Here is a 24,524-nt window from a genome sequence, read left to right as displayed (position 1 = left end):
CCGCCGATATCGTAGTCAACTATTACGACGCCGGCGCCCGTCTTACGTGCCGAACGTCACCCTTCTCCGGCCGCGGATAGTCTGTACGGGCAACTAATCGAAGCCGCCGGAAAGGAGCAGCGTGGCCACCACCAGCGCCACCCGGCCGCGGGCAGACGCGGCATGGATCGTCGTCGTCCTGGCCGGGGTAACGGCCGCGATGCACATCTGGAAGCTGCCGTCGGCCATTCCCGTGATCCGGGACGAGCTCGGCATGTCCCTGGTGGAGGCCGGGGTGCTGCTGGGAGTGGTGCAGGTGGCCGGCATGGTCGGCGGCCTGGCAGTTTCCCTGTTGGCGGAACTGATCGGCGCGCGGCGTTGCCTGCTCGCCGGCCTCTGGCTGCTCATCGTCGGATCGGTCATCGGGGGCTTCGCCGACTCGGCCGCCGTGCTGATGGCCTGCCGCGCACTCGAAGGAGCGGGCTTCCTGCTGACCACGGTGGTGGCGCCAGGGCTGATCCGGGCGAACACCCCCGGGGTCCGCGTCAACCTGGCGGTCGGCTTCTGGAGCGCGTACCAGGGCTTCGCGACCTTCGCCGGATTGGTGGCCAGCGCGCTCATCCTGCAGGCCACCAGCTGGCACACGTGGTGGTGGATCATGGCCGCCCTGACGCTCATCCCGATACCGCTGGTGCTGAAGTTCGTGCCGCAGGACCCGCGGCGCGACGGTTCCGGCCTGCCCGCCGCCACCCGACGCATCGGCCGCACGGTCCGGTCGCCCAAGCCGTGGATCGCCGGCGTGGTGTTCGCCTGCTACACCGTCCAGTGGATGGCCGTGGTCGGCTTCCTGCCCACCATCTACGAGCAGAACGGGGTCACCGGGATCTGGCCGGGCATCCTGTCCGCGGTGGTGGGCGGGCTCAACGCGTTGGGTGCCATCGGCGCCGCTCCCCTCCTGCAGCGCGGCGTCCCTCCGCGGCTGCTGATCATCCCCACCTTCATCCTGATGGGCACGACGACGGTGCTCACCTTCGGGATCGACTGGACCGTGGCGGCGGGCGGCATGGCCATCCAGTTCGCCTGCGTGGCGCTGTTTAGCATGGTGGGCTCGGTGATCCCGTCCACGCTCACCCGCATGGCCGTGGACCTGGCGCCGGCGGACGGGTCCCCGCCGGCCGCCATGGGGTTGATGCAGCAGATCTTTAACGTCGGCAACTTCACCGGCCCCGCCATGATCGCCTGGCTGGCCACGGTCACCGGCGGCTGGCAGTCCACCTGGTGGATGACCTGCGCGTTCGCGGCCCTTGGCATTGGCCTGAGCGTGTACTTGAGCGAGAAACGCCTGGGGCTTAGCTTCGCCCACCGGTAGGGTCCGCGGGCGGGCCGGGGTCTTCGCTCCCATGTATCGGACTATCTGCCCATCTTTGGCGACAGGTAAAGCGCGCTGACTAGGCGAAACGCCGGGAGCCGCCGCCGAGACGTGGGAGCGAAAAGCACCGCCCCGGCCCCTCCCCGCGAGGCTGCCGCCGCACCGCCCCTGGCCACTCCCGCGAGCCTCCCCGCGAACCTCCCGCCGCACCGCCCCGGGCACTCCCCGCGCAGCTCGGCCGCGTCGCATCGGACTCTTGCCCTCGCCCCGGCCAAGGAGGAAGCTGGAATCACGGCAAGCGGCCACCCCCTTTCCCCAAGGAGTGATCAGTCATGACCGATGCGGCCCAGTCCCCGGACCAGACCCTGACCAACCGCCAGGGCCACAAGGTCTACGACAACCAAAACACGCGAACGATCGGCGCCCGCGGACCGGCGACCCTGGAGAACTACCAGTTCCTGGAGAAGATGAGCCACTTCGACCGCGAGCGCGTGCCCGAGCGCGTGGTGCATGCGCGCGGCACCACGGCCTTCGGCTACTTCGAGGCCTACGGCAAGTGGGGGGACGAGCCGATCACCAGGTTCACCCGCGCCAAGCTGTTCCAGGAAGCGGGCAAGCGCACCGATCTCGCCATCCGCTTCTCCACCGTGGCCGGCGGCCGTGATTCCTCCGAGGTGGCCCGCGACCCGCGCGGATTTGCCGTGAAGTTCTACACCGAGGACGGCAACTGGGACATGGTGGGCAACAACCTGGGCGTGTTCTTCATCCGCGACGCGCTCAAGTTCCCCGACTTCATCCACTCCCAGAAGCCGGACCCGGTAACCTTCGAGGCGTCGGTGCCGAACCGGGCGATGGACTTCTTCAGCCAGTCCCCCGAATCCATGCACATGGTCATGCTGGTCTTTAGCCCGCGCGGCATCCCTGCCGACTACCGGCACATGCAAGGCTTCGGGGTGAACACCTACAAGTGGGTCAACGCTGCCGGCGAGACGGTGCTGGTCAAGTACCACTGGATGCCCAAGCAGGGTGTGAAGTCGCTGACCGCCGAGGACGCCGCGAACGTGCAGGCGCAGACCCTCGGCTCACACACCAAGGACCTCTACGACGCCATCGAAGCCGGCAACTACCCCGAGTGGGAGCTGGTGGTGCAGATGATGTCCGACGACGAGCATCCCGAGCTCGACTTCGACCCGCTGGACGACACCAAGGTCTGGCCCGAGGAACAGTTCCCTCCCCAGCCGGTCGGCCGAATGGTGCTGGACCGCACAGCCAAGAATTTCTTCGCCGAGAGCGAGCAGATCGCGTTCGGCACCGGCGTGCTGGTGGACGGCCTGGACTTCTCCGACGACAAGATGCTGGTGGGCCGCACGTTCTCCTACAGCGACACCCAGCGTCACCGGGTGGGCCCGAACTACCTGCAGCTGCCGGTCAACAGCCCGAAGGTGCCGGTGGCCACCAACCAGCGGGACGGCCAGCTGGCGCACTTTGTGGACACGGCGCCGGGCCAGAACCCGCACGTGAACTACGAGCCGACCATCACCGGCGGGCTGCAGGAGGCGGAGAAGGATTCCGGCTACCACCACGCCATTGGGCCGGAGGTCAGCGGCCGGCTGACCCGGGAACGGATCGAGCGGACCAACGACTACCTGCAGGCCGGCCAGCGGTTCTATCTGCAAGAGGGCTGGGAGCGTGAGGACCTGATCACTAACCTGACCAACGCCTTGTCCCAGTGCGACAGGCCCGTTCAGGAGCGCATGCTCTGGCACCTCTACATGATCGCGGACGAGCTCGGCGAGGGTGTGGGCGGCGGCATCGGCATCTCGCTGGACGAGGTGAAGGATCTTGGGCCGTTGGCCAGCCAGAATCTCTCCGAAGCGGAGCAGCAGTGGATGGCCAACCTCGGGAAGAACGGGCCGCGGGACGTATCCGGGCTGACCATGACGCACTGCGTGCCCAACGAGCGCGTCAAAGTGGAGCGCTAGCCTTCACCCCGCGACCTGGACGTTTAAGCGGCGGCTGACCTGCGGAGACCCCCGGACCGCAGCCGTATCCTGCCCGGATTCCGGCGGCCAGCCGCCGCACCGGCCCTCGCCAAGGCGTGGCATCCGCGGTAGCGTCTGTCCATGCGAGTCGCGGTGGTCGGAGCCAGCGGGAATGTCGGTACAGCAGTGTTGCGCCGGCTGCAGAAGGCGCGTGGCGAACGCGCGGACGACGTGGAGATCGTCGGCATTGCGCGGCGCCTGCCCGATGCCACGACGGAACCGTACGACGGCGTCACGTGGGTTTCGCTTGACATCGCCTCCCGTGATGCCCGGGAAAGGCTCACGCAGGCCTTCAAGGGATGCGACGCCGTCGTCCATCTCGCGTGGCTGCTGCAGCCGAACCACGATGAATGGCAGTTGCGCCGGGTGAACGTGGACGGCACCGCGAACGTGCTCGCCGCTGCCACCAACGCCGGCGTCGGGCAAGTGGTCTGCGCCTCGTCGGTCGGCGCGTACAGCCCGGGTCCGAAGCACTCCCGGGTCCGCGAGGATTGGCCGGCCAGAGGCATCGCCAGCTCGCACTACAGCCGGTTCAAGGGCCAGCAGGAAGCGCTGTTGGACCAGTTCGCCGACGACCACCCGGAAATCAAGGTGGCACGGCTGCGGCCCGGTTTGATATTCCAGGCCGAGGCCGGCAGCCAGATCGGCCGCTATTTTGTGGGCCAGTGGATCCCCAAGTTCTTCATCAACCGGCTGCGGCTGCCGCTGTTCCCGTTCCCCGAGGAGTTCATCTTCCAGGCGTTGCATGCCAATGACGTGGCGGACGCCTACTGGCGGGTGCTGGACCAGGGCGCGAGGGGCGCTTTTAACGTGGCGGCCGAGCCGGTGGTAACGCCCGGACTCGTCGCCTCCCTGTTCGGTGCCCGGCGCTGGCTGCCCGTTCCAGTGCCGCTGGTGCGGCAGTTGGTGGGCGTGGCGTGGTCCCTCCGGCTGCTGGCCAGTGACCCCGGCTGGGTGGACATGGCCCGCTACGCTCCGGTCATGGACACCAGCCGGGCCAGGGACGAACTCGGCTGGATACCGCAGGTGGATTCGTTGTCGGCGATCCGTGAAGTGCTGGCGGGGATGGCCGGGGCCGGAGGGGTCACGGAATCCCCTGCGATGCGCCCGCGCAGCCGCTGGACCCGTGCGAAGCCGGGGACCGGCGCGTAGTGTGGCCCCATGGGAAGCCGCGCGAAGAGCGCAGCTGCCCGGTCTGATCCCACAGGACGACCCGCTCGAGAAGGAGGACCTGATGAATCCGAACGAGGAGCGCCGCCCGGAACACCCGGACGACGCGCATGACGACACTTTGACTCCCGCCGACGCAGGCGGCATCGACAAGGAAGTCAACGAGGCCAGCATCCCGGTCCACGGGGACGAAAAACTCGCCGACGACCTGGTCAAGAAAGCCTATGGCGATAAGGATAAGGACGGCCGCGGGGACGCGCCCAACGCGCCGTTCCCCGGCTGACCTGGCACCGCCCGCCAACAGTCCACCCAGCACCGCCCATCAACCGTCTACAGACAGGAGCACGCTGTGAAAGGGAAACTTACATTCGGCGCCGGCATCGCCCTCGGATTCGTCCTGGGTTCGAAATCCGGAAGGTCCGCCTACGATTCTTTGAAGGCCAAGAGCCAGGAGTTCTGGCAGAATCCAGCGGTCCAGGAAAAAGTGCACGAAGCCACGGACATGGTGAAGGAAAAGGCACCGGGCGTGGCCGACCGTGTCACCGAAGCGGCCAAAAAGGCAGGATCCGCGGCGACCTCCAAGCTGCCCGGCAACCACGGTTCGGGTAAGGACGACGGCGGCACCACTGGCACCACCGGCCAGACGACCACCCTCGGCGACACCGTCTCGGATCCGGCGCACAGCGACGAACTCGGGCAGAGCTGGACGGGCGAGGGAGGCGCCATGCCGGGCGGACCCGCCACCAGTAACAGGGACGACCTGCGCCCGCCTGGAGTTTAACCTGCCCGGGATTTCCGCAGGTGGCGCCCACGCCGCGGTCCGCTTGCATCAACGGCAGAAGGAAGGACTGGCATGACCGAGAACGACACCGGCCAGGTCAAAGGTCCGCGGGACCAGCCGGCCACCGCGGCAGATCCGCCGGATGCTCAGGAGCAACAGACGGCTGATTCCGCCCCCGAGCCCGAGGGCAAGGAGGGCATGAACATCGCGCCCGGGCCGGCCGAAGAGAAGGACCGGGAAAGCGCGGACGACCGCGGGCTCACCACCGACACGAGCCCGAGCGACTGATCCACCGCGGGCAAGGCAGCGTCCGTCGAGATAAACGGCCGCTGCCTTGCCCCGTTTTGCTGCTGCCGTGCCCCGTTGCACAGCTAATTGCTACGCCTTGACCACCGGCAGGTCGCTCCATTCGGTGGTGTAGCGCGGCGAGGAAAATTCGCGTTTCATTGACCACGCCGCGGGGGCGGCCAGCCCGCCCTGGCCGAGGCCGATCGAGGCTTCGCCGAACTTGGTACGCACCGCGCCCAGCAGGTCGCCGATGTGCCGCTGTTCCACATCGCTGACGAAGGGGTCGAAGGTCTGCTGACCGGCCGCGGGCTCCAGCCCCGACAACAGGACCCCTGCCCGGACATAGTGGGCGCCCGGAACCAGGCAGCCGCGCATGGCAACCACGGCGGCCTTGGTCAGCTGGATCGGGTCCTGGGTGGGCGTCGCTAAGTTGACGCTGGCTGCAGGAAACGATGCCTCGCCGCCGGCGAACTTGCTGGTCCCCGCCGTCACCGTCAGCACCGAGGCGCGCAGTCCCTCGGCTGCCATCCGGGCCGCACCGCGTTGGGCATAGACCGCCATCACCTGATCCATCTCCTCCAGGGTGGTTACCGGCGTGGAGAAACTGCGCGAGAACATGATCTGCTGCTTGTCGGCCCGCTCCTCCGAGTGCGGGATGCACGGCGTCCCGTTCAGTTCCAACACGGTTCGCTGCAGCACCACCGAGAACTTCTTGCGGATTGCCTGCGGGTCGGCGGCCTTGAGGTCTGCGATCGACTCGATTCCGAGGGCGTTCAGCCGTTTCCCGGTCCGTCCGCCCACGCCCCACAGCCCGGTGACCGGGACGCGCGATTGGATCCAGGCGATGTCGGAAGCGGGCATCGAGCCCAGCGAGCAGACTCCGGCCATCTGGGGATTCCGTTTGGCCACGTGGTTGGCGAACTTCGCCAGCGTCTTGGTCTGCGCCACGCCGACGCTGACCGGCACGCCCACCTGACGGACCACTGCGGCACGGATCCGGCCCGCAGTCCCCAGCAACTGGGCCTCGTCGCCGGGCAGGCCCAGGAACGACTCGTCGATCGAATAAACCTCCTGCCAGGCCCCGAACCGGCCGAGCACTTCCATCACCCGGGCGCTCAGGTCCCCGTACAGCTCGTAGTTGCTGGAGCGCGCGACCAGCCCCCAGGCCTTGGCCCGTGGCGCCACCTGGAACCACGGCGTCCCGGTCTTCAGCCCCAGCTGTTTGGCTTCCTCGGAGCGCGCCACCACGCAGCCGTCATTGTTGGAGAGCACGACGACGGGGCGTCCCTCGAGTGACGGATCGAAAACCCGCTCGCAGGAGACGTAGAAATTGTTGACGTCCACCAGCGCGATCCGTTCCCCGGGCACGGGAGCGCTAGACATGGTGCAGGCAACGGGTGGCGACGCCCCAGATGCTCAGGTCGGCGAGTTCACCCACCTCGGTGGGAACGCCGCCGTCGTCCGCCTGCAAGCGCACGCCGTCCGCGCTCAGATGAAGGCGCCGCACCACCAGTTCCCCGTCCAGCACCGCGATCACTACCGAACCGTCGCGCGGGGTCAGCGAGCGGTCCACGATCAGCTCATCGCCGTCGCTGATCCCGGCCGCGGCCATCGAGTTTCCGGCCACCCGCATCACGAAGGTGCTGGTGCGGTCGCGGATCAGGTGCCGGTTCAGATCGATGCCGCCGTGGAAGTAGTCCCTGGCCGGTGACGGGAAGCCGCGGGCCTCCTCGGGCGTGCCGCTGCCCATCTCCGGGCCGGCCGACGCATTAGACGGCTGCTCCATACCGAACATCCCGACCCCCGTCTTCGAACAAAGCTTCGAACACCACACTAGCACCGGCCTTCCCCCGGTCACATATGAGTCAGTCCCACTCAAGTTCGAGAAGCTTCTGGAATAATCTTCACCCGGAGGCGTTAACATGAGTCGAAGGCACTCACGTTCCACAGGAGGATTATCCATGCCACTGTTCTTCGGACCAGCTTCCGGCAACGGTTCATTCGACGAGTTCCTGGCCCGCTACCTGCAGGGCCAGCGGGCGGCCCAATCCCGCACGGTCGACCTCACCCGGCTGCTCAGCCGCCGCACCCATGAGGTGCTGGCGCAGGCAGCCCGGTTTGCCGCAGGCCTCGGCCACATCGAGGTGGACGCCCTGCACATCCTGCACGTCATGGTCGGCCAGGAGCCGGCCGCCAGCCAGATAAGGCTGACCGGCGCGGACCCGCAGGCCATCGCGCGTTCCGCGGAGCAGGGCCTGCCGGAAAAGACCGGCCCGACCCGGGAGACGCCGTCGCTCACGCCGTCGGCGCAGCGTGCCCTGCTGGACGCGCACCAGGTGGCCCGCGCGTTCGGCTCCACCTACATCGACCCCGAGCACCTCTTCGCCGCCTTCGTGCTGAACCAGGAGACCCCCGCCGGCCAGATCCTGGCCGGCTCGGGCGTCACCCCGCAGGCACTGCAGCAGGCGGCGGAGAAAGCCGCGGAGCAGCCCAACGGCCCCGCCCCTGCAACCGGCCCGCAACAGAGCACCGGCACCCAGGCGGAAACCCCCATGCTTGACCGGTTCGGCAGCGACCTGACGGCCCAGGCCCGGGAGAACAGGCTGGACCCGGTGATCGGCCGCGCGGACGAAATCGCCCAGACCATCGAAATCCTCGCGCGCCGGACCAAGAACAACCCGGTGCTGATCGGCGAGGCCGGCGTGGGCAAGACCGCCATCGCCGAGGGGCTGGCGCAGGCCATCGTGGCCGGCGACGTCCCGGAACAGCTGCGCGGCAAGCGCGTGGTGTCGCTGGATCTGCCGGGCATGCTGGCCGGCACCCGCTACCGCGGCGACTTCGAGGAACGCCTGACCAAGACCCTGGACGAGATCAGCGCCGCCAGCAGCGAGCTGATCGTGTTCATCGACGAACTGCATACCGTGATCGGCGCCGGCGGCGGCGGCGAGGGCGGCATGGACGCCGGCAACATCCTCAAGCCCCGGCTGGCCCGTGGCGAACTGCACCTGCTCGGCGCCACCACACTGGGCGAGTACCGCAAGGTGGAGAAGGACCCGGCCCTGGAGCGGCGCTTCCAGCCCGTCATGGTCGGCGAGCCCTCGATCGAGGACGCCGTCCGGATCCTGTCCGGCCTCAAGGACCGCTACGAAGAACACCACCAGGTGGCGTACACCGACGCAGCGATCCGCGCCGCCGTCGAGATGTCCTCCCGCTACCTCACCGACCGGTTCCTGCCGGACAAGGCGATCGACCTGATTGACCAGGCCGGCGCACGGCTGAGCCTGCGACGCGGCCCGCGCGTTGACGTGGAGGCCTTGCGCGGCCGGCTGGCCGAGATGGAGTCGGCCAAGAACGCCGCCGTCGCCGAGGAGCGCTACGAGGACGCCTCAAAGCTGCGCGACGAGATCGAAGAGCTGAAGGCCCGGCTGGACGCTGCATCCGCCCAGCAGCCGGCCCCCGGTGCCACAGAAGATCACGACGGCGGGGCCCGCCCCGGCGTCGCGCCTTCCGATGTGGTGGGCGAGTCCGAGATCGCCGAGATTATCTCCCGCGCCACCGGCATTCCGGCGGCCCGGCTGACCCAGGGCGACCGGCAGCGGCTGGCCCGGTTGGAGGAAGACCTGCACGCCCGGGTGATCGGCCAGGACGATGCGGTGACCGCCATCGCCAGGTCCGTGCGGCGCAACCGCACCGGCATGGGGGATGAGGGCCGGCCCGTGGGCAGCTTCCTGTTCCTGGGCCCCACGGGCGTGGGCAAAACCGAGCTGGCCAAGGCACTGGCGGAGTCGCTGTTCGGCGACGAGGACGCCATGGTCCGCTTCGACATGAGCGAATACGGCGAGCGCCACACCGTCTCACGGCTGGTCGGCGCCCCTCCGGGCTACGTCGGCTACGACGAGGCCGGCCAGCTGACCGAGCGGGTCCGCCGGCGCCCGTACTCGGTGGTGCTGCTGGACGAGGTGGAGAAGGCCCACCCGGACGTGTTCAACCTCCTGCTGCAGGTCCTCGACGACGGACGCCTCACCGACGGGCAGGGCCGCACCGTGGATTTCCGCAACACCGTGGTGATCATGACCTCCAACCTCGGCTCGGAGTTCCTGGCCAGCAAGGGCGGAGCGCTGGGCTTCACCGCCAACAACGGGGTGGACGGCTTCGGAAGCGAGCAGGATCTGCGCGCCCGGGTGATGGGCCGGTTGCGCGAGACCATGCGGCCGGAGTTCCTGAACCGGATCGACGAGATCGTGCTGTTCCGGAAGCTGGAGCAGGAACAGCTGCGTTCCATCGTGCGGCTGCAGTTGCGCAAGACCGAAGCCCGGCTGGCGGCCCAAGGCATCGCGCTGGAGATTGGCGAGGACGCCGTGGCCTGGATCGCCGAGGCCGGCTACGAGCCCGAATATGGCGCCCGGCCCCTGCGTCGCGTGATCCAGCGCGAGCTGGATGACCGGATCGCGGACCTGCTGGTGGCCGAGGTTGTTGCCGAAGGCGGACGGATCCGCGTGGTGGCCGGCGACGACGGGCTGCGGGTGGCGGCGGACAGCATGGCCGCGGCGGCCTAGCGCAGCGACTGACACCGGGGCGCCCGGCGGGCGCTGCAGCCGTCCCCATCGGAGCGGCGACCGCACGTCAGCGCGGCAACCGCACCACGGGAGCGATGGCGGGGCACTCTACAGGACGGGATGTCCCGCCATTCCGGCTCAGGCCAGCGACAGCGCGTAGGACAAAACGAACCCGGCCGCCGTACTCAGGGCGACCGCCGGGCCACCGTGTTCGTAGGCCTCGGGCATGAGGGTGTCCGCCAACGAGGCAATCACCGCCCCGGCCGCGAAGGCCAGCGGCAGGGAGATGGATTCCGGATCGGCGCCGGACAACGGGCCTGCACCAATCAAGACGGCGATGACCAGCAGGGTTCCGCAGGCGCTCCAGAGCCCGATGACCGCGAGCGCCGACTTGCCCTGGCTGCGCATGGAGGCAGCTCCCACCAGCGCCTCGGGCAGGTTGGAGACGAAGATCGCAGCGAGCAGGGCCAACCCGCCGGTTCCCTCACCCAGGGCAACACCCATCGCAAGGTTCTCGGGCACGCCGTCGAGCGTGACCGCCGCGAGCAGAGCGAGTCCGGCAGTGCCCCGCATCGTCTCAGCCGTCGGGGCATGCTCAGTGGCGGCCGCATCGGTATCCAGCTTGGCGCTGCCCTGATACTCGGCTGCCGGCGTGGAACGGGACGATGGCTGTGCCCAGCGGTCCAGCAGCGCGCTCAGCGCCGTGAACACCGCAGCGCCAGCGCCCAGGCCTATCACCGCCCGCCAGATGCCGCCGCGCTCGTAGGAGTCTTCAAACAGTTCAAATGCCAGCGCCGTGATCAGCGCACCGGCCGCGAAAGACAGAAGGATCGCCAGCAGACGTTTGGGCAGCTCGAACTTCACACCGATCAACGCGCCCAGCACCAACGCGCTGGAAGCCACGACGCCGAATAGCACCGGCATACCCATCTCGCCAGTATAGGAAAACGGTAGCAGCGGCGGAATAAAGGCGGGGCCTCACCGGCCCTCCGGCCTCCACTCCGCGTTCCACCGTTCCAGCCACCACGGCCTCGCCCGCGACCCCGTGGCTCAGGGCGAGGGTGCTTCGGCCCGTTCCGTTGGCTCTTCGCCAGTCCCGGATCGGCCCTGCAGCGACGCCGCCAGCCCGCCGATAATGAGGTCGAGGCCGAACTCGAACTCGTGGCTGAAGTCGTATCCGGGCTGCAGCACATGCTCCACGGCAAGCTCCCGCAGGTGCGGATAGTCCTGGACGGTGAACATCTCCACCATCGGCCCGCCGACCTCCGCCAAGCTGTCCGGCCCATCGAAAGGCAACGACGCCTCCTGGAGAGCCGTCCCGTAGACGTACGCATCGAGCACCGCATAGGCGTGGGCCGCCAGCGGCAGCGAGAACCCGGCAGCACGAAGGGTGCCCAGGATCGCATCGTGGTGGCGCAGGTTCGCCGGCCCCGGAGTGGTGCGCGACTCCATCAAGGCTGTGGCCCACGGGTGGCGGCGCAACACGTCGCGGGCCGAGGCGGCACGCCGCTTCAGCTCCGCCTTCCACTCCCGGCCCGGCACCGGCAGCTCTATCTCTTCGAAGACGGCGTCGACGATGCCGTCCAGGATCTCATCCTTGTTCCGAACGTGGTGGTAGAGCGACATCGGCTTGGCGTCCAGAGCCTGAGCCAGCGAACGAATGGTCAGGCTCGCCAGCCCGCCGCCGTCGGCGATGTCCATGGCGGCGCGGAGCACCCGTTCCCTGCTGAGCGGTTCGCGTTGCGCGGGGGCACTGCCCGGTTTCTTGATCATTGTTCCCGCGACTATAGCATTCTCGTACTTTGTACGGTAGCTTCGTACTTTGTACGAAGTACTTGGGCTCCACGTCATCCACATCCTCAAGAAGGAAGTCCCTTGGAACCAACAGAATCCTCCCCTTCGGCCGCGAGCACGGAGTCGCTTCAGGGCAGCGCCTCCCCCGGCCCGGCAAAACCCACCATGCGCGCAATAGTGCAGGCCCGGTACGGAATCACCGATGCCTTGCACCCCGCCAATATCGCGGTGCCGGAGGTCGGCGAAAGCCAAGTCCTCATCAAGGTCCGCGCCGCAGGCCTGGACCGCGGGACATGGCACATGGCCACCGGCCTGCCGTATCCGGTCCGCATTGTCTCCGGGTGGAAGTCACCCAAGAATCCGGTCCCCGGGCTTGACGTCGCGGGAACGGTAGCGGCGGTAGGCAGTGCCGTCACGAAATTTTCAATCGGGGACGAAGTCTTCGGTTTCGGCAAGGGCTCCTTCGCGGAATTTGCGGTGGCAGCGGAGTCATTGCTGGCCCCCAAGCCGGCAGAACTGACCTTTGAGCAGGCAGCGGCCCTTCCGGTCTCCGGTGTGACAGCGCTGCAGGCGCTGCGGGACATCGGCCGCGTCCAAGCCGGGCACCGCGTACTCATCACCGGGGCCTCCGGCGGCGTCGGCACCTACGCCGTGCAGATAGCCACGGCCCTGGGCGCGACGGTCACCGGCGTGTGCAGTGCCGCCAAGGCGGAACTGGTGCGGAGCCTCGGCGCCGAGACCGTCATCGACTACGCCCGCGAAGACTTTGCGGCAGCAGGACACCGGTATGACGTGATCGTGGACATAGCCGGGAATCCGTCCCTGTTGCGCGTGCGCCGGGCCCTTGCCCCGAACGGCACCGCGGTTATTGTCGGCGGCGAACACGGCGACCGCTGGACGGGCGGCCTGCTCAGGCCGCTGGGCGGAATGTTCCTGTCCCTCTTCAACCGGCAGCGTGTTGTCATGTTCATGGCTCGCCAGGCGGCCTCGGACCTGGAACGGCTGAGTGAGCTGATCGCCTCGGGGCAGCTGAAACCAGTGCTCGACCACACCTATCCGCTGGAGCAGATGCCGGAAGCACTCCGCCGCCTGGAGGCCGGCGAGGTGCGGGGCAAGGTGGTCATCACGGTCTAGGGGAGCCGACACACAACGCCAAATAGTGGTGCTCGGCACGGCCGGGTAACAGACTGGGAGCGTCACCAGTTCCGGCAGCCCCGCGAAGGAGCCACGGCCATGCTCAAGACCCATCTGCGTCTCAAACCTGTCCTCGAAATCCTGGCGGCGGTAGCCGCAACCGGCACCCGGCCGGACGCCCGGGCGGTCATCAGCGAGGCCTTGCGGCGCGTACCGCCGACCGCGCACGAGAAGGAGCTGCTCAGCGGCGGCGTGCCCCGCGGCTTCAAAAACCTGACGACGGCGACCGCCCGGCTGGTGAAAGCCGGCTGGATGTCCAAGGGCCGCGGCGGGTGGGCCATCACCGAGGACGGGCTGCGGGCCGTCACCGCCTTTCCCGATGCGGCCGAACTGGCCGCGGCCCTCGCGGCGGGAACCCCGCTGCCGGAACCGTCGCCGCCGGCAGCGGAGCCCGTTGTGCCCGCCGACCAACCTGCGGGAGTCGCCGTGGGTGGCGACTTCGGCGTGCTGCTCGGCGCCGACCAAGACTGGGACCCGGCCGACGGGGCGGTGCAGATGCGCTTCGACGCCACCGACGGCCTGTGGAAGCTGGACGCCGAGCTGCCCGCCGGACGGTATGCCTTCAAGTTCGCGCTGAACGGCTCGTGGGAGGAAAACTACGGGGCGTATGGCGTCCTCGACGGCGCCAACCACGAGTTCCAGCACGACGGCGGCGCGCTCACCATCGCGTACGACCACGCCATCCACGATCTGGCCGCGACGTCCCGACTGGTCCGCGCCTGACCCTTCGGGGCTTGGCGCGTCATGCGCGCCGCCCGTCCAGCCTGCCGCGCGCCGCCCGCCAAGCCCGCCGGCGCCCTGCGCGCCGTCGTCGTTCAGGCGCTGGCCAGGGGCTCCACCTCCGGCACCGAACCGGTCGCCACGGCGTCGAGGATCTCTTCGGCTTCCTGCAGGTCGATGCCCCTGGACAGCGCAATCTCCGTGACGAGCGGCTTCTTGGCGTACTGCAGCATGTCCTTCTCGGCGTGGGACATGCTGCCGTTCGCGTGAAGCCGCCGGGAAAGGTCGCGGACCAATCCGGCGATCACGAAGATGTCGCCGGTGCGGAGCCGTTCCTGGTTGTCCTTGAAGCGCCGGGACCACTGCGGATCCTCCTCCCGCGAGGCGGCGCGCAGCACGTCGAACAGTGCCTCCAGCTGTCCCTCGTCGAAGACCGGCCGCAGGCCGACTTGCTCGGCACGCTCCAGCGGGACACCGACCGTCAGGTTCGAGTTCTTGACCTCCAGCATGACGTAGCGGCATTCCGCGTCCTGCCGCAGGGGCCGGGTCCTGATGCCGCGGACAACGGCCGGACCGTGGTGTGGGTGAACAAGGGTTTGACCTTCAGCAAATAGCATTCAAGAGTCCTCTGATTCGCACGAGCGCCACACTCGACATCAGTGGACGGAGCGCCCGGGGGCCCTCGCGCCAGACGGTCGTCCCACGCATCGAAACTGCGGTCCGCAAACCGGAGCTTCGATAAGGTGAGCACGCGGATCGGCTCGGATCCATGCGGATGGACCCGCCCCTGACCCGCGAGCTTGGCTGCCTCGATTATCTCACGCGTGCGGCCGATGTCCCCGGGAATGCCGGCCGGTGGCACCCCTCGCGGCCCCTGACCGGCGCCGCAGATGGGACGCCGCGGCCCCGCTTAACCGGATGGCACTGCCCCTTGACTCTCCGGCACAGCGGCTGCCACCATGGCAGTCTCACATGGCGCAAAGTTGCGCATCATGCGCAACTCCTCAGGTCCGGCTGGCGCCAGAACCTCGAAGGAGGAAGCCCCTATGTCGGAGATTCTCGATTCTGGCTCCGCCCAGTTCAACGGCACCGATTCGTCCCGCGTCAACCCCAACCCGGCCGTCACCCTTTACACCCGGCTGCGCAAGTCCCCGTACTTCTGGAAGTCGCGGGAGCACGGCGTCGCGGCCTACAGCGTGTACAACCACACGTACCATCCGCGCCACTACGGGGACCCGGTCAGCGAGTACTGGTCGCTGCTGAACGACGTCACCCTGTGGGACGTCGGCGTGGAGCGGCAGCTGCAGATCAGCGGCCCGCAGGCCTTCGACTTCACCAACATGCTCACCCCGCGGGACCTGACCAAGTGCGAGGTCGGCCAGTGCAAGTACGCCTTCATCACCGCAGCCGACGGGGGCATCATCAACGACCCCATCTTGCTGCGCGTGGAGGAGAACAAGTTCTGGCTCTCGCTGGCGGACAGCGACGTGCACCTGTGGGCCATGGGCCTGGCGCACGCCGGCGGCTGGGACGTCACCGTGGAAGAGGTGGACGTGGCGCCCGTCCAGGTCCAAGGCCCGAAGGCCAAGGGGCTCATGTCCGACCTGTTCGGCCCGCAGATCCTGGACATGCCGTACTACTACATGCAGCACCACAGCCTGAACGGCATGGACGTGGTGGTCAGCCGGACCGGCTATACCGGCGAGGTCGGCTACGAGATCTACCTCTACAACGCCACCGAAAACGCCGGGCGCCTCTGGGACACCGTCTGGGAAGCCGGCCAGGCGCACGACCTGCGGGTCATCGGCCCCTGCCACATCCGCCGGATCGAGGCGGGCATGCTGGCCTACGGGTGCGACATCACCCTTGGCACCAACCCGTTGGAGGTCGGCTACGACTACAACTGGATGGTCGATCTGGACCAGGAAGCGGACTTCGTGGGCAAGGAAGCGCTCGGCCGCATCCGGGAGAAGGGCATCGACCGGCTGATGGTCGGCGTGGAGATCGGCGGCGAGCCGCTGGGCAGCTACAACGACGGTTCCATGATCGAGCCGTTCCCGGTCTCGGTCGGCGACGGCTCCCCCATCGGGGAGGTCACCAGCGCCTGCCACTCCCCGCGGCTGGAACGGAACATCGGCCTGGCCATGGTGCCGATCGATCTCAGCGGCGAAGGCACCGCGCTGTCCATCCACACGCCCGAGGGAGTCCGCGAAGGACAGGTCGTCCGAAAGCCCTTCGTCGACCCGGCCAAGTCCACGCCCAAGGACTGACCCGTCAAAACCACAACGACGGCGGAGCCCACCTCCCGAAGGCGGGCCCCGCCGTCGCTCGGGGCTACGTCTCGCCGAGGCGGGCCCCGTGGTCGTTCAAGGCTACGTCCAGGCGACGGCCCGGACCGGGGCGCCGTCCGCTCCGGTGAGCTTGAGCGGGAAGAAGCCGACCCGGCAGCTGGCGGGCAGCGAGGTGGCGTGCCTGATGTTTTCCACGATCAGGCCGTCGGAACCCAGCACCAGCTCATGCACCGGGAGGCTGAACGTCTCGGCAGGCTGCAGGGTGCGGTCGGGATTCAGCGTGTCCACGGCCAGCACGCGCATGCCCCGGTGCACCAGTTCATCCGCTGCCGCCCGGGACAGCACCGGGTGGTCCAGGTACGCCTCGGTGCCGAAGTGCCGGGCCCACCCGGTGGCCACCACCACGATCGCGGGCACGTTCCCCGGCACCTGGCCGGCCAGCCGGTGCCAGCGGATCTCCTCCCCCGCGGCGAGGTCCGGAACCTGCAGCACCAGGGCGTCGCCGACAAGTTCGTCGAGGGGCACCTCGGAGGTGGTACGGCCGCCGTCGATGCTGTGGCACGGCGCATCGAAGTGGGTGCCGGTATGGCTGCCCAGCTGCAGTTCGGAGACCTCAACCCCGTCCTGCGTGATGGTCAGCGCACGGCTGATCTTCACCTGCGGGTCCCCGGGGTAGACCTGCATTCCCGAGGAGACGGGGTGGGTCAGGTCCACGCACCCCACGGCGGGCTCAGTCTCCCCCGGCGCTGGGCAGCTCGGCGCCGGGCTCTGCCCCCGGTTGCTCCGCCAGGTGCCCGGCCCGTCCGCCGGCGAATCGTTCCCGGCTCTTGATGGACAGGGCCAGGTACAGCAGGAAACTGAGCACGAAGGCCGGGATGGTTGCGCCGACGGGGCTCGGCCACAGGTAGGTCAGCACGTAGGAGGCCGCAGCTCCGATGACCCATACTCCGATGGCCGCCCAGTTCACCCCGCCGGTGTACCAGTACCTTCCGCCTCCTTCGCTCAGGATGTCGCGGCTGTAGCTCCGGCGCTTGATGATGTAGTAATCCACGATCATGATCGCGAACACCGGCACGAAGAACGCGCTGATCGTGACCAGGAAGTCGGTGAACTGGTTCAACAGGGCCAGCCAGGTGGACCCGGCTATCGAGATGACGCCGACCACCAGGGCTGTGGGCAGGAACCGGAGCTTCCACCGGGACTGCGCATTCACGATCGTGGTGACCATTCCGTAGACCACCATCGTGTTGGTGGCCATGACGGACATGAAGATCACGATGGCCAGCGGCGTGCCGAAGGCGGCCACGATGACGGTCGGATCGAATTCGGCAGCCGGCCCGCCCGAGAGGATCACGTAGCCGATGGCGGTGGCGCCCAGCGACATGGCCAGAACCGTGGAGATGGTGTAGCCGATGCCGGAGCCGAGGATGCCGGCGCGGCTGGACTTTGCCAGGCGGTTGAAGTCGGCGGACAGAACGGTCCAGGAGATGGCCGTCGCGATCACGATGTCCAGCACCACGAAGCTGGTGTAGCCCAGCGTCGCGTCCACGCCGATGCCGCCGAACTCCGCCGGGCCGAACGTGGTGAAGGCGGTGGTAAAGACGTAGACCATGATCGCGAGAATGACGACGGCGAGCCACGGCTCTACCTTCGCGATGCCTTCGTGTCCGAGGATGGCAAGGCAGACGACCAGTGTCTGGCACAGCACGGCGAACAGGATCGGGTTGGAGAAGCCGGTCAGCTGCGCCACTACGTAATTGACGGTGACGCCGGCGAGCATGGCCTGCACCCAGCTCCAGCCCATCAGGATGATCACATTGGCGGCCACCGGCAGCAGGCTGCCGCGGGTGCCGAAGGCCCCGCGGGTGATGGCCATGGTGGGCAGGCCGGTCAGGGTGCCGATGTTGCCGATCAGCGTCAGCACGACGGCGCCGGCCAAGGTGCCGATGACGATGAGCCAGATGGCGGAGCCGAAGTCGATGCCGGGGATGAAAAGCGTGCCGGTCAGCAGGGTGGTGACCACGAAGTTTGCGGCCAACCAGATCATTCCGATCCGCGGGGTGGACAACGTGCCGCGGATGGGACCGAAGCCGTCCGCGTTCTGCTGCAGGTGGGTATCGAGGCGCTGGTAGAGGTTCATGGTGGTCCTCGGGACGTAAGGATTTAGGTAGGCGGGGCCTGGACCTGCCCCGTGGGCGGCATCGGCGAGAGATGCTCGTGAACCGCGATAAGACCGCCGTCCTCGTAGCGGAAGACGATCGTTTCGCGCTCAAGGTATGAGTCTTCGCCGTCCGGCAGGGCAACGGTCGTTGCCACATCGTGCACGAAGACCGCGCCGCCGGGGAAGGCCGTCACGTGCTGGTTGGTGGATCCGCAGGCGACCACCCGCCACCCCTCGGCAAGCCACCGCGCCCACAGCACCTCGTACCCGTCGCGGCTGTCCAGGCGCGCCGGTTCCGTGTGGAAAACGAAGCTGGCGTCCGGGGCGAACGCCGCGAAGTAGCGTTCGGTGTCGGTAGCTGCGAAAGCCCCGACAATGCCTGCCGCGGCCTCCAGGACTTGATCATGCGAGGGAGTATGCGGAGCGGCGGCGCCCATGGCGGCCTCCTTGTTGCAGCATGGCCGACTGCGACGGGGAGTTTCCCCCGTGAAACAAGTGTTGCCAAGAGCGATCTCCGCCGCAAGGGGCGGCCGTTGCGGCGGCGCGGGGCGGCGGGGTTACGGCTCTTGCCGGGCGCCGACGACGGCGCCGTGGCCGCTGCCGTTATCGGCGTCGGATTCATCGTCACGGGGCGGCCCCCCGACGGGCAGGGTAAACGTGAAGACGCTACCCCTGCCGGGCTCGCTTTCACAGCTAATGCTGCCGCCGTGCCGTTCCACGATGTCCTTGGACAGGGCAAGTCCGAGGCCCAGCCCCGGGATGGAACTCCGGCGGGCTGCGGGACTGCGGAAAAACCGTGTGAAGACGTTGCGGCTCTCCTCGGCACCCATCCCCATGCCCCGGTCCGCCACCTCGCACCGAACCATTTCGTCGTCGCCGGCGCAGCTGACCGTGACGTCACCGCCCTGCGGGGAGTACTTGATGGCGTTGGACAGCAGGTTATCCAACACTTGCCGGACGCGCGCCGGGTCGCAGACCACCCGCAGGGCGAGCGGTGCCTCTACGGCGAGCGTGATGCCGCCGGCGGCGGCCCGGGGTTCTGCTGCTGCTACGGCCTGCGCGACAATATCCCCCAGATCCGCAGGAACCGGCTGCAGGTCAGAGAAGCCGGCGGCCGTGCCCAGCAGATCCTTGACCAGTGCGAGCAGCTGGTCCGAATTCCGGAGGATGGTGTCCAGGCCTGCGGCCATGTTCTCCGGCAGGTCCGGTGTCAGGGCCAGCAACTCGGCATACCCCTGGATGGAGGTCAGCGGGGTTCGCAGTTCGTGGGACACGCTGGACAGGAAATCACTTTTCGCTTCCAGCGCGGACACCAGTTCCGTGACGTCGTTGAAGGCGAGTACCGAACCTTCGCGCCGGCCGCCGCCGTCGACCATCGCCTGGGCCGACGCGGAGAGTACCCGTTGCCGCGGGGGCCGGCCGAACCAGACCAGGTATTCGGAAAACGACTCGCCCCGCACTGCGCGGCAGATGGGCCGATCCTGGATTGGCATGAGCGATTTGCCTCCGTCGGCATAGAGCTCGAGCCTGGACTCCGGCGCGTCCTCGTCGCCCGGGGGCAGCACGAGGCGGCGCAGCTCTTCCTGCCGACGGTTGCGCAGGATCGTATTGCCGTCCTCATCGACGGCCAGGACCCCCACGTTCACCGCACTGACGACGGTCGACAGGAGCCGTTCGCGCTTGTCGCTGGCTTCCAGCAGCGCGCGGAGCTTGGCGTCCTTGGCCTCGACCACACGCTGCTGTTCCATCATGCTCGCGGTCATGACCCGGACCGTAATGCCGATGGCCAGCATCATAAACGGGATGAGCAGCGGGTGGATTAACGCTTCGAATGTGACGGCAGGCTGCTTGAGGAACACCGGAATCCACACCATCGCCAGGGCGGCCAGCGCACCCCCGATCACGGACAGCCGCGGCAGCTGACCGGAGGCCGCCAGCCAGATCACCGGGAACGCGGCCAGCAGCCCTACCCCTGTCAGGAGCGACCCGGCGCCTTCGCGCAGCAGTGCGATGGGAATGAAATCCAGCAGCGGAATGATCAGGAAGGACGGGTAGGGCAGCTTCTCCCACGGAACGAAGAAACAGGCTGCCAGCAGCACGGCGTTCAGCACCATGCTGAGTTCAAAGAGCGGATTCGCCAGGAGCGGGGGAGAGAAAAGCCACGTGCCTACGCCCAGGAACAGCATGGTGATGGACAGCGGCAATTGACTCATCACAACCCGCCCGCGCAGGGAGAGGGTATGGAACTTCACGCGGTTCAAAATCAGCAGATCGAGGATTTTTTCCATGGCGGCGACTCCAATATCGTCGTCACGGGCGGATTCTGCAGTGACGGATGTGACAAACGGGAAGATAACCGCCTTAATGAAAGCATGCCAGCTGCCCCCAGCAACCGCCGTGCCGTCATAGTCGAGGACAACGCGGACATCCGCCGGTTGCTGGCCCAAATCGTCACCGACCAAGGCTTCACGGTTGTGGAAGCAGAAAACGGGCGGGACGGTATCGAGCTGGTCCGCAACGGCGGCGCCGACCTCATTACGTTGGACTTGAACCTGCCCGATCTGGACGGCATCGAAGTCTGCCGGCAGGTCAGGACTTTTTCGGACGCCTACATACTGATGATCACCGCGCGCGCCGAGGAAATGGACCGGCTCAGCGGGTTGAACACGGGCGCCGACGATTACATCAGCAAGCCGTTCAGCCCTCGGGAACTCCAGGCAAGAATCGGAGCGCTTTTCCGCCGCCCACGGTCCCAACCCGTAGAGGCGAAGCCAAGCGAAGATCAGGAACGCGCCGCCGAGGTTCAGCGCAGCCTGCTGCCCGCCGAACCCCTGAGACTCCAAGGCTACGAGATCGGCGGCCGTTGCCGGCCCAGCCGTAGCGTGGGCGGGGACTTTTTCGACTGGTGCGCCACGGAGAACGGACTGCAACTGACGGTCGCCGATGCCATGGGCAAGGGCATGGGCGCCGCCCTGATCGCCGCGACGGTCCGTGCGGTGCTGCGTGCCTCCAACGGGCACCCGGACATAGCCCCGGCCTTCCACGCGGCAAGCCAGGCGCTCGAGAGCGACCTGACCCAGTCCGACTCCTTCGTGACGATCTTCCATGCCAGGCTGGACGCGGGGAACTCAACGGTTGACTACGTGGACGCGGGGCACGGGCTTGGGCTGCACCTCTACGACGGCGGCCTGCGCCGCCTGCCCTCGGGTGGCCCGCCCGTCGGTGCCGTCCCGGGCAGCACGTGGGCCGCAAGCCGCCTACTGCTGGAGCCCGGCGAATCGCTCCTTATACTCAGCGACGGGCTGCTCGACGCCTTCGACTCGGTGGATGCGGCCATGGACGCGGTGGCCGCCGTAGCCAGCTCCGGTAACGATGTCCGGGACGTCTGCGACGCCGTGTTGGACCTGGCCGGCGCCGCGGTAGCGGACGACATTACCGCCGTGATGCTCCGCCGATGCCCGGCGGACAGCCCGACCCGCTCGTGAAACGTTTCGCTATCCGACTGCTGGTGGTTCTGACGGTCATCCTCGGAACCAATTACCTCACCTGGCGATGGCTCGACTCACTCAACTGGGCGGCGTGGTGGATAGCTGTCCCCTTGGTGCTGGCCGAGACCTACAGCCTGATCGACGTCGGTCTCTTTGGCCTAACGGTCTGGCGGTTCCGGGAGCGCAAAGCGCCGCCGCCCCCGCCTGCCGACGCCACCGTCGACGTTTTCATCACCACCTACGACGAGCCGCTGGACCTGGTCATGGCCACCGCGTTGGCGGCGCGGGACATCCGCTACCCCCACAGCACCTGGATTTTGGACGACGGCGCCAGGCCGGAGCTGGGCGCACTGGCCGCCCGCCACGGGCTGGGCTACCTAACCCGCACCGGTGACTGGGCGGACAAGCCGCGGCATGCCAAAGCGGGCAACCTGAACAACGCGTTGATGATGACCCACGGGGAATTCCTCTTGATCCTCGACGCCGACCAGGTCCCCAGGCCCGATATTTTGGACAAGACGCTGGGGTATTTCAACCAGCGCCGGGTCGCCCTCGTCCAGACCCCTCAGTACTTCAGCAACGTTCCGGCCGACGATCCGCTGGGCAGCCAGGCCCCGCTGTTCTACGGGCCCATTCAGCAAGGCAAGGACGGCTGGAACGCGGCGTTTTTCTGCGGTTCCAATGCCCTGCTCCGGCGCGAAGCATTGATGCAGCTGGGCCTGGCCGGCTATGTCACCGAAGTCGACCGCGGGGTTCACCGCGCGCTGGCAGGGGCGCGAGGTGCCATCCGCAAGGCCCGCAGGTCCCCGGAGGCGGCAGATCCACTCGTGGCAATGCTACTCGACGACGTGGAGGCCGCCACCGACACGGCCCGCGCCAGCCTCCGAAGCGGCGGGTCGCTCAGCGAAATCACTTATGACCTCCGGAAGAAGGTCGACGACGCCGTGCGGTCTCTGGTTGCCGAGAACTTCGCGGCCGTGGAAGCGGACCTGGCCGAAATCGCCGCCATGGAACTGGGGGGCACGGCCGGTGTGGCCGAGCCCGACGAATTGGACGGCGCGGTCGAGCGGATGTCCCGGCGGGATTGGTCCCCGCTGGGGGCGCTGGAATCAGTGCAGGCGGTGCTGGACGCCGTCTCAATAGAGCGCCCCGACGAGGCCCAGCCGGTGATGCCGTTGGCCACTATCTCCGTGACAGAGGACATGGCGACCTCGATGCGGTTGCATTCGATGGGGTGGCACAGCGTCTACCACCACGAGGTTCTCGCCCACGGCCTGGCCCCGGAGGACCTCAAAACCATGCTGACCCAGCGGCTGCGCTGGGCCCAGGGCACCGTCCAGGTCATGCTGCGCGAGAACCCGTTGGCGCAACGCGGGCTGAGGCTCGGCCAACGGTTGATGTACTTCTCCACAATGTGGAGTTACCTCAGCGGCTTTGCCGCGGTGGTCTACTTCGCCGCGCCAATCGTCTACCTCACCCTGGGCATCCTCCCCGTCAACAGCCTGAGCACGGACTTCTTCATCCGGTTCATCCCGTTCATGGTGGTCAACCAACTGCTGTTCGCCGTGGTGGGCAAGGGCGTCAGCACCTGGCGCGGGCAGCAGTACAGCCTCGCCCTCTTCCCTACCTGGATCAAGGCCTGCACCACGGCGGCCCGCAACGTGTGGCTGGGACGGCCCCTTGGCTTTGCCGTCACTCCGAAAGCCCGCCAATCCGGGGGGAGCAGTTGGCACCTAATCACCCCCCAGCTGGCCACCATGGCTTTGCTGGTTGTTGCCCTCCTGACGGGCGCGGCAAGACTGGCCGCCGGACTGAATGAACCCGTGGGCACGCTGGTGAACGTGGCCTGGGTTATCTTTGATTTGCTGATTCTGGGCGTGCTGGTCAAGGCCGTCAGGTACAAAGGGTTCAAGCCCGACGAAAGGAACGTGGATGCAGTTCACCGTTGAAACCACGCCAGCCTATGCCGAGGTCAACGGGAGCGGCCGGCTCAACATGGTCGCAGCACCCCGCCTCCGGGAAGTTGTCGCGGCCGTCGTAGCTGAAGGAAACCACCATGTGGTGGTGAATATGGCGGGTACCGAGTTCATGGACTCCTCCGGCCTCGGGGCGCTCATCGGCTGCCTGAAGATCGCCCGACAAGCCGGCGGCGACCTCCGCATCGCCAACGTGCAGCCGCAGGTGCGGATGGTGCTTGAGCTGACCAGCATGCACCGCGTGTTGACTCCCTACCAGAGCGTCGACGCGGCGTTTTCCGATGACTGAGGTCCTCGCCCGAACCTCACGCCAGGGGCTGGCCACGGCAGAAACCGTGGAGGCCCTGCACGAGGACTTCGAGGCGCTGTGGACGAAAGCCGACTTCGTTCCGGACCTGGACCGCATGGCCTTCTCGACCGCCGTGATCGAGGCCGCCACGAACGTGGTCCAGCACGCCGTCCCCGCTTCCGACACTCCCCTCCAGCTCGGCGTTGAGATCACCATCTGGTCCCGACGGTTGGAAGCCCGCATTTCCGAAATCGGCGCAGCACCTTCCAGCCCCGGCATCACGAACCCCCAAGGGCACGACGTCGACCCGGAGGCGGAGTCGGGTCGCGGACTCGACCTGATCCACGCCCTGGTCAGCACCGTCACCTTCGAACGCCACGGGGAGGACAACGTCTGGGTTCTCTGCCGCAATTCTGCCGACTAGCG

The 24,524-nt window shown here is 67.6% G+C and carries 23 protein-coding genes; 14 read left to right on the top strand and 9 right to left on the bottom strand.

The features are described 5' to 3' along the window. Positions 1-121: 121 nt before the first annotated feature. From AC5RUP_RS06800 to AC5RUP_RS06775, 6 genes are all read left to right on the top strand, one after another. Positions 122-1,348: an MFS transporter gene (locus tag AC5RUP_RS06800; protein WP_494153501.1), complete on the top strand. Its 1,227-nt coding sequence runs from the start codon at positions 122-124 to the stop codon at positions 1,346-1,348. A 332-nt stretch (positions 1,349-1,680) separates the two neighbouring features. Continuing rightward, positions 1,681-3,330 (top strand): catalase, encoded by a 1,650-nt coding sequence (locus tag AC5RUP_RS06795; RefSeq protein ID WP_494132785.1) that lies wholly within the window; start codon positions 1,681-1,683, stop codon positions 3,328-3,330. 141 nt (positions 3,331-3,471) lie between these two features. Then, positions 3,472-4,542, top strand: coding sequence for an NAD-dependent epimerase/dehydratase family protein (locus tag AC5RUP_RS06790; protein ID WP_494153502.1), 1,071 nt, complete (start codon positions 3,472-3,474; stop codon positions 4,540-4,542). 82 nt (positions 4,543-4,624) lie between these two features. Beyond that, positions 4,625-4,843, top strand: coding sequence for a hypothetical protein (locus AC5RUP_RS06785; RefSeq protein ID WP_494068477.1), 219 nt, complete (start codon positions 4,625-4,627; stop codon positions 4,841-4,843). Between the two features lie 66 nt (positions 4,844-4,909). After that, on the top strand, positions 4,910-5,341 hold the full coding sequence (locus tag AC5RUP_RS06780; protein ID WP_494153503.1) for a hypothetical protein: 432 nt from the start codon (positions 4,910-4,912) through the stop codon (positions 5,339-5,341). Positions 5,342-5,413: 72 nt separating this feature from the next. Then, positions 5,414-5,629 carry a hypothetical protein gene (locus tag AC5RUP_RS06775; RefSeq protein WP_494068475.1) on the top strand — a complete coding sequence of 72 codons (216 nt, stop codon included), beginning with the start codon at positions 5,414-5,416 and terminating at the stop codon, positions 5,627-5,629. A gap of 90 nt (positions 5,630-5,719) precedes the next feature. On the opposite strand, the gene AC5RUP_RS06770 is transcribed toward AC5RUP_RS06775, so the two are convergent. Both AC5RUP_RS06770 and AC5RUP_RS06765 read right to left on the bottom strand, forming a co-directional pair. Further along, positions 5,720-7,012, bottom strand: a complete 1,293-nt coding sequence (locus AC5RUP_RS06770; protein WP_494153504.1) for a Y-family DNA polymerase — start codon at positions 7,010-7,012, stop codon at positions 5,720-5,722. Further along, on the bottom strand, positions 7,005-7,415 hold the full coding sequence (locus AC5RUP_RS06765) for a LexA family protein (RefSeq protein WP_494132789.1): 411 nt from the start codon (positions 7,413-7,415) through the stop codon (positions 7,005-7,007). Before AC5RUP_RS06765 ends, AC5RUP_RS06770 begins: the two co-directional genes overlap by 8 nt. Before the next feature lie 175 nt (positions 7,416-7,590). Here AC5RUP_RS06765 and AC5RUP_RS06760 point away from each other — a divergent pair, with 175 nt between their 5' ends. Further along, a complete protein-coding gene (locus tag AC5RUP_RS06760) occupies positions 7,591-10,185 on the top strand; it encodes an ATP-dependent Clp protease ATP-binding subunit (protein WP_494158392.1) in 2,595 nt (864 codons plus the stop codon). A 138-nt stretch (positions 10,186-10,323) separates the two neighbouring features. Here the strand turns inward: AC5RUP_RS06760 and AC5RUP_RS06755 are convergent, their stop codons facing one another. Both AC5RUP_RS06755 and AC5RUP_RS06750 read right to left on the bottom strand, forming a co-directional pair. Further along, positions 10,324-11,115, bottom strand: a complete 792-nt coding sequence (locus AC5RUP_RS06755; protein ID WP_494154796.1) for a ZIP family metal transporter — start codon at positions 11,113-11,115, stop codon at positions 10,324-10,326. A gap of 120 nt (positions 11,116-11,235) precedes the next feature. After that, complete coding sequence (locus AC5RUP_RS06750) at positions 11,236-11,958, bottom strand: TetR/AcrR family transcriptional regulator C-terminal domain-containing protein (RefSeq protein ID WP_494154797.1); 723 nt, start codon at positions 11,956-11,958, stop codon at positions 11,236-11,238. Positions 11,959-12,060: 102 nt separating this feature from the next. Here AC5RUP_RS06750 and AC5RUP_RS06745 point away from each other — a divergent pair, with 102 nt between their 5' ends. Next, on the top strand, positions 12,061-13,113 hold the full coding sequence (locus AC5RUP_RS06745; protein WP_494154798.1) for an NAD(P)-dependent alcohol dehydrogenase: 1,053 nt from the start codon (positions 12,061-12,063) through the stop codon (positions 13,111-13,113). Between the two features lie 99 nt (positions 13,114-13,212). Next, on the top strand, positions 13,213-13,896 hold the full coding sequence (locus AC5RUP_RS06740) for a pullulanase X25 domain-containing protein (RefSeq protein WP_494154799.1): 684 nt from the start codon (positions 13,213-13,215) through the stop codon (positions 13,894-13,896). 92 nt (positions 13,897-13,988) lie between these two features. On the opposite strand, the gene AC5RUP_RS06735 is transcribed toward AC5RUP_RS06740, so the two are convergent. Next, positions 13,989-14,510 (bottom strand): CarD family transcriptional regulator, encoded by a 522-nt coding sequence (locus AC5RUP_RS06735; protein WP_494153942.1) that lies wholly within the window; start codon positions 14,508-14,510, stop codon positions 13,989-13,991. A 429-nt stretch (positions 14,511-14,939) separates the two neighbouring features. Here AC5RUP_RS06735 and AC5RUP_RS06730 point away from each other — a divergent pair, with 429 nt between their 5' ends. After that, positions 14,940-16,163 (top strand): glycine cleavage T C-terminal barrel domain-containing protein, encoded by a 1,224-nt coding sequence (locus AC5RUP_RS06730; RefSeq protein ID WP_494153943.1) that lies wholly within the window; start codon positions 14,940-14,942, stop codon positions 16,161-16,163. Between the two features lie 102 nt (positions 16,164-16,265). Here the strand turns inward: AC5RUP_RS06730 and AC5RUP_RS06725 are convergent, their stop codons facing one another. The 4 genes from AC5RUP_RS06725 to AC5RUP_RS06710 form a co-directional block, all read right to left on the bottom strand. Next, complete coding sequence (locus tag AC5RUP_RS06725) at positions 16,266-16,898, bottom strand: cyclase family protein (protein WP_494158391.1); 633 nt, start codon at positions 16,896-16,898, stop codon at positions 16,266-16,268. A gap of 16 nt (positions 16,899-16,914) precedes the next feature. After that, a complete protein-coding gene (locus AC5RUP_RS06720; protein WP_494153945.1) occupies positions 16,915-18,324 on the bottom strand; it encodes a purine-cytosine permease family protein in 1,410 nt (469 codons plus the stop codon). A 23-nt stretch (positions 18,325-18,347) separates the two neighbouring features. Continuing rightward, positions 18,348-18,782 carry a nuclear transport factor 2 family protein gene (locus AC5RUP_RS06715; RefSeq protein ID WP_494132799.1) on the bottom strand — a complete coding sequence of 145 codons (435 nt, stop codon included), beginning with the start codon at positions 18,780-18,782 and terminating at the stop codon, positions 18,348-18,350. A 120-nt stretch (positions 18,783-18,902) separates the two neighbouring features. Continuing rightward, positions 18,903-20,633: a sensor histidine kinase gene (locus AC5RUP_RS06710; protein ID WP_494153946.1), complete on the bottom strand. Its 1,731-nt coding sequence runs from the start codon at positions 20,631-20,633 to the stop codon at positions 18,903-18,905. Positions 20,634-20,717: 84 nt separating this feature from the next. Here AC5RUP_RS06710 and AC5RUP_RS06705 point away from each other — a divergent pair, with 84 nt between their 5' ends. From AC5RUP_RS06705 to AC5RUP_RS06690, 4 genes are read left to right on the top strand one after another with little or no spacing between them, the layout of a single operon-like run. Continuing rightward, positions 20,718-21,830 carry a response regulator gene (locus AC5RUP_RS06705; protein WP_494132801.1) on the top strand — a complete coding sequence of 371 codons (1,113 nt, stop codon included), beginning with the start codon at positions 20,718-20,720 and terminating at the stop codon, positions 21,828-21,830. Then, complete coding sequence (locus AC5RUP_RS06700) at positions 21,827-23,782, top strand: glycosyltransferase family 2 protein (protein ID WP_494153949.1); 1,956 nt, start codon at positions 21,827-21,829, stop codon at positions 23,780-23,782. The genes AC5RUP_RS06705 and AC5RUP_RS06700 overlap by 4 nt, the downstream gene beginning before the upstream one ends. After that, a complete protein-coding gene (locus AC5RUP_RS06695) occupies positions 23,766-24,098 on the top strand; it encodes an STAS domain-containing protein (protein ID WP_493977025.1) in 333 nt (110 codons plus the stop codon). The genes AC5RUP_RS06700 and AC5RUP_RS06695 overlap by 17 nt, the downstream gene beginning before the upstream one ends. After that, positions 24,091-24,522 carry an ATP-binding protein gene (locus AC5RUP_RS06690; protein ID WP_494153947.1) on the top strand — a complete coding sequence of 144 codons (432 nt, stop codon included), beginning with the start codon at positions 24,091-24,093 and terminating at the stop codon, positions 24,520-24,522. Before AC5RUP_RS06695 ends, AC5RUP_RS06690 begins: the two co-directional genes overlap by 8 nt. Positions 24,523-24,524 lie beyond the last annotated feature (2 nt).

This window comes from Arthrobacter sp. Y3223151 (genome assembly GCF_059091125.1).
Note: the sequence above shows the minus strand (reverse complement) of the source record. Positions and strands in the feature narration are given on the sequence as shown.

What these genes read in the sequence shown, in the direction of transcription:
- AC5RUP_RS06795 (WP_494132785.1), top strand. Translation starts at nt 1,681, where the DNA reads ATGACCGATGCGGCCCAGTCCCCGGACCAGACCCTGACCAACCGCCAG.
- AC5RUP_RS06790 (WP_494153502.1), top strand. Translation starts at nt 3,472, where the DNA reads ATGCGAGTCGCGGTGGTCGGAGCCAGCGGGAATGTCGGTACAGCAGTG.
- AC5RUP_RS06785 (WP_494068477.1), top strand. Translation starts at nt 4,625, where the DNA reads ATGAATCCGAACGAGGAGCGCCGCCCGGAACACCCGGACGACGCGCAT.
- AC5RUP_RS06775 (WP_494068475.1), top strand. Translation starts at nt 5,414, where the DNA reads ATGACCGAGAACGACACCGGCCAGGTCAAAGGTCCGCGGGACCAGCCG.
- AC5RUP_RS06770 (WP_494153504.1), bottom strand. Translation starts at nt 7,012, where the DNA reads ATGTCTAGCGCTCCCGTGCCCGGGGAACGGATCGCGCTGGTGGACGTC.
- AC5RUP_RS06765 (WP_494132789.1), bottom strand. Translation starts at nt 7,415, where the DNA reads ATGGAGCAGCCGTCTAATGCGTCGGCCGGCCCGGAGATGGGCAGCGGC.
- AC5RUP_RS06760 (WP_494158392.1), top strand. Translation starts at nt 7,591, where the DNA reads ATGCCACTGTTCTTCGGACCAGCTTCCGGCAACGGTTCATTCGACGAG.
- AC5RUP_RS06755 (WP_494154796.1), bottom strand. Translation starts at nt 11,115, where the DNA reads ATGGGTATGCCGGTGCTATTCGGCGTCGTGGCTTCCAGCGCGTTGGTG.
- AC5RUP_RS06750 (WP_494154797.1), bottom strand. Translation starts at nt 11,958, where the DNA reads ATGATCAAGAAACCGGGCAGTGCCCCCGCGCAACGCGAACCGCTCAGC.
- AC5RUP_RS06740 (WP_494154799.1), top strand. Translation starts at nt 13,213, where the DNA reads ATGCTCAAGACCCATCTGCGTCTCAAACCTGTCCTCGAAATCCTGGCG.
- AC5RUP_RS06735 (WP_494153942.1), bottom strand. Translation starts at nt 14,510, where the DNA reads ATGCTATTTGCTGAAGGTCAAACCCTTGTTCACCCACACCACGGTCCG.
- AC5RUP_RS06730 (WP_494153943.1), top strand. Translation starts at nt 14,940, where the DNA reads ATGTCGGAGATTCTCGATTCTGGCTCCGCCCAGTTCAACGGCACCGAT.
- AC5RUP_RS06720 (WP_494153945.1), bottom strand. Translation starts at nt 18,324, where the DNA reads ATGAACCTCTACCAGCGCCTCGATACCCACCTGCAGCAGAACGCGGAC.
- AC5RUP_RS06715 (WP_494132799.1), bottom strand. Translation starts at nt 18,782, where the DNA reads ATGGGCGCCGCCGCTCCGCATACTCCCTCGCATGATCAAGTCCTGGAG.
- AC5RUP_RS06710 (WP_494153946.1), bottom strand. Translation starts at nt 20,633, where the DNA reads ATGGAAAAAATCCTCGATCTGCTGATTTTGAACCGCGTGAAGTTCCAT.
- AC5RUP_RS06705 (WP_494132801.1), top strand. Translation starts at nt 20,718, where the DNA reads ATGCCAGCTGCCCCCAGCAACCGCCGTGCCGTCATAGTCGAGGACAAC.
- AC5RUP_RS06695 (WP_493977025.1), top strand. Translation starts at nt 23,766, where the DNA reads ATGCAGTTCACCGTTGAAACCACGCCAGCCTATGCCGAGGTCAACGGG.
- AC5RUP_RS06690 (WP_494153947.1), top strand. Translation starts at nt 24,091, where the DNA reads ATGACTGAGGTCCTCGCCCGAACCTCACGCCAGGGGCTGGCCACGGCA.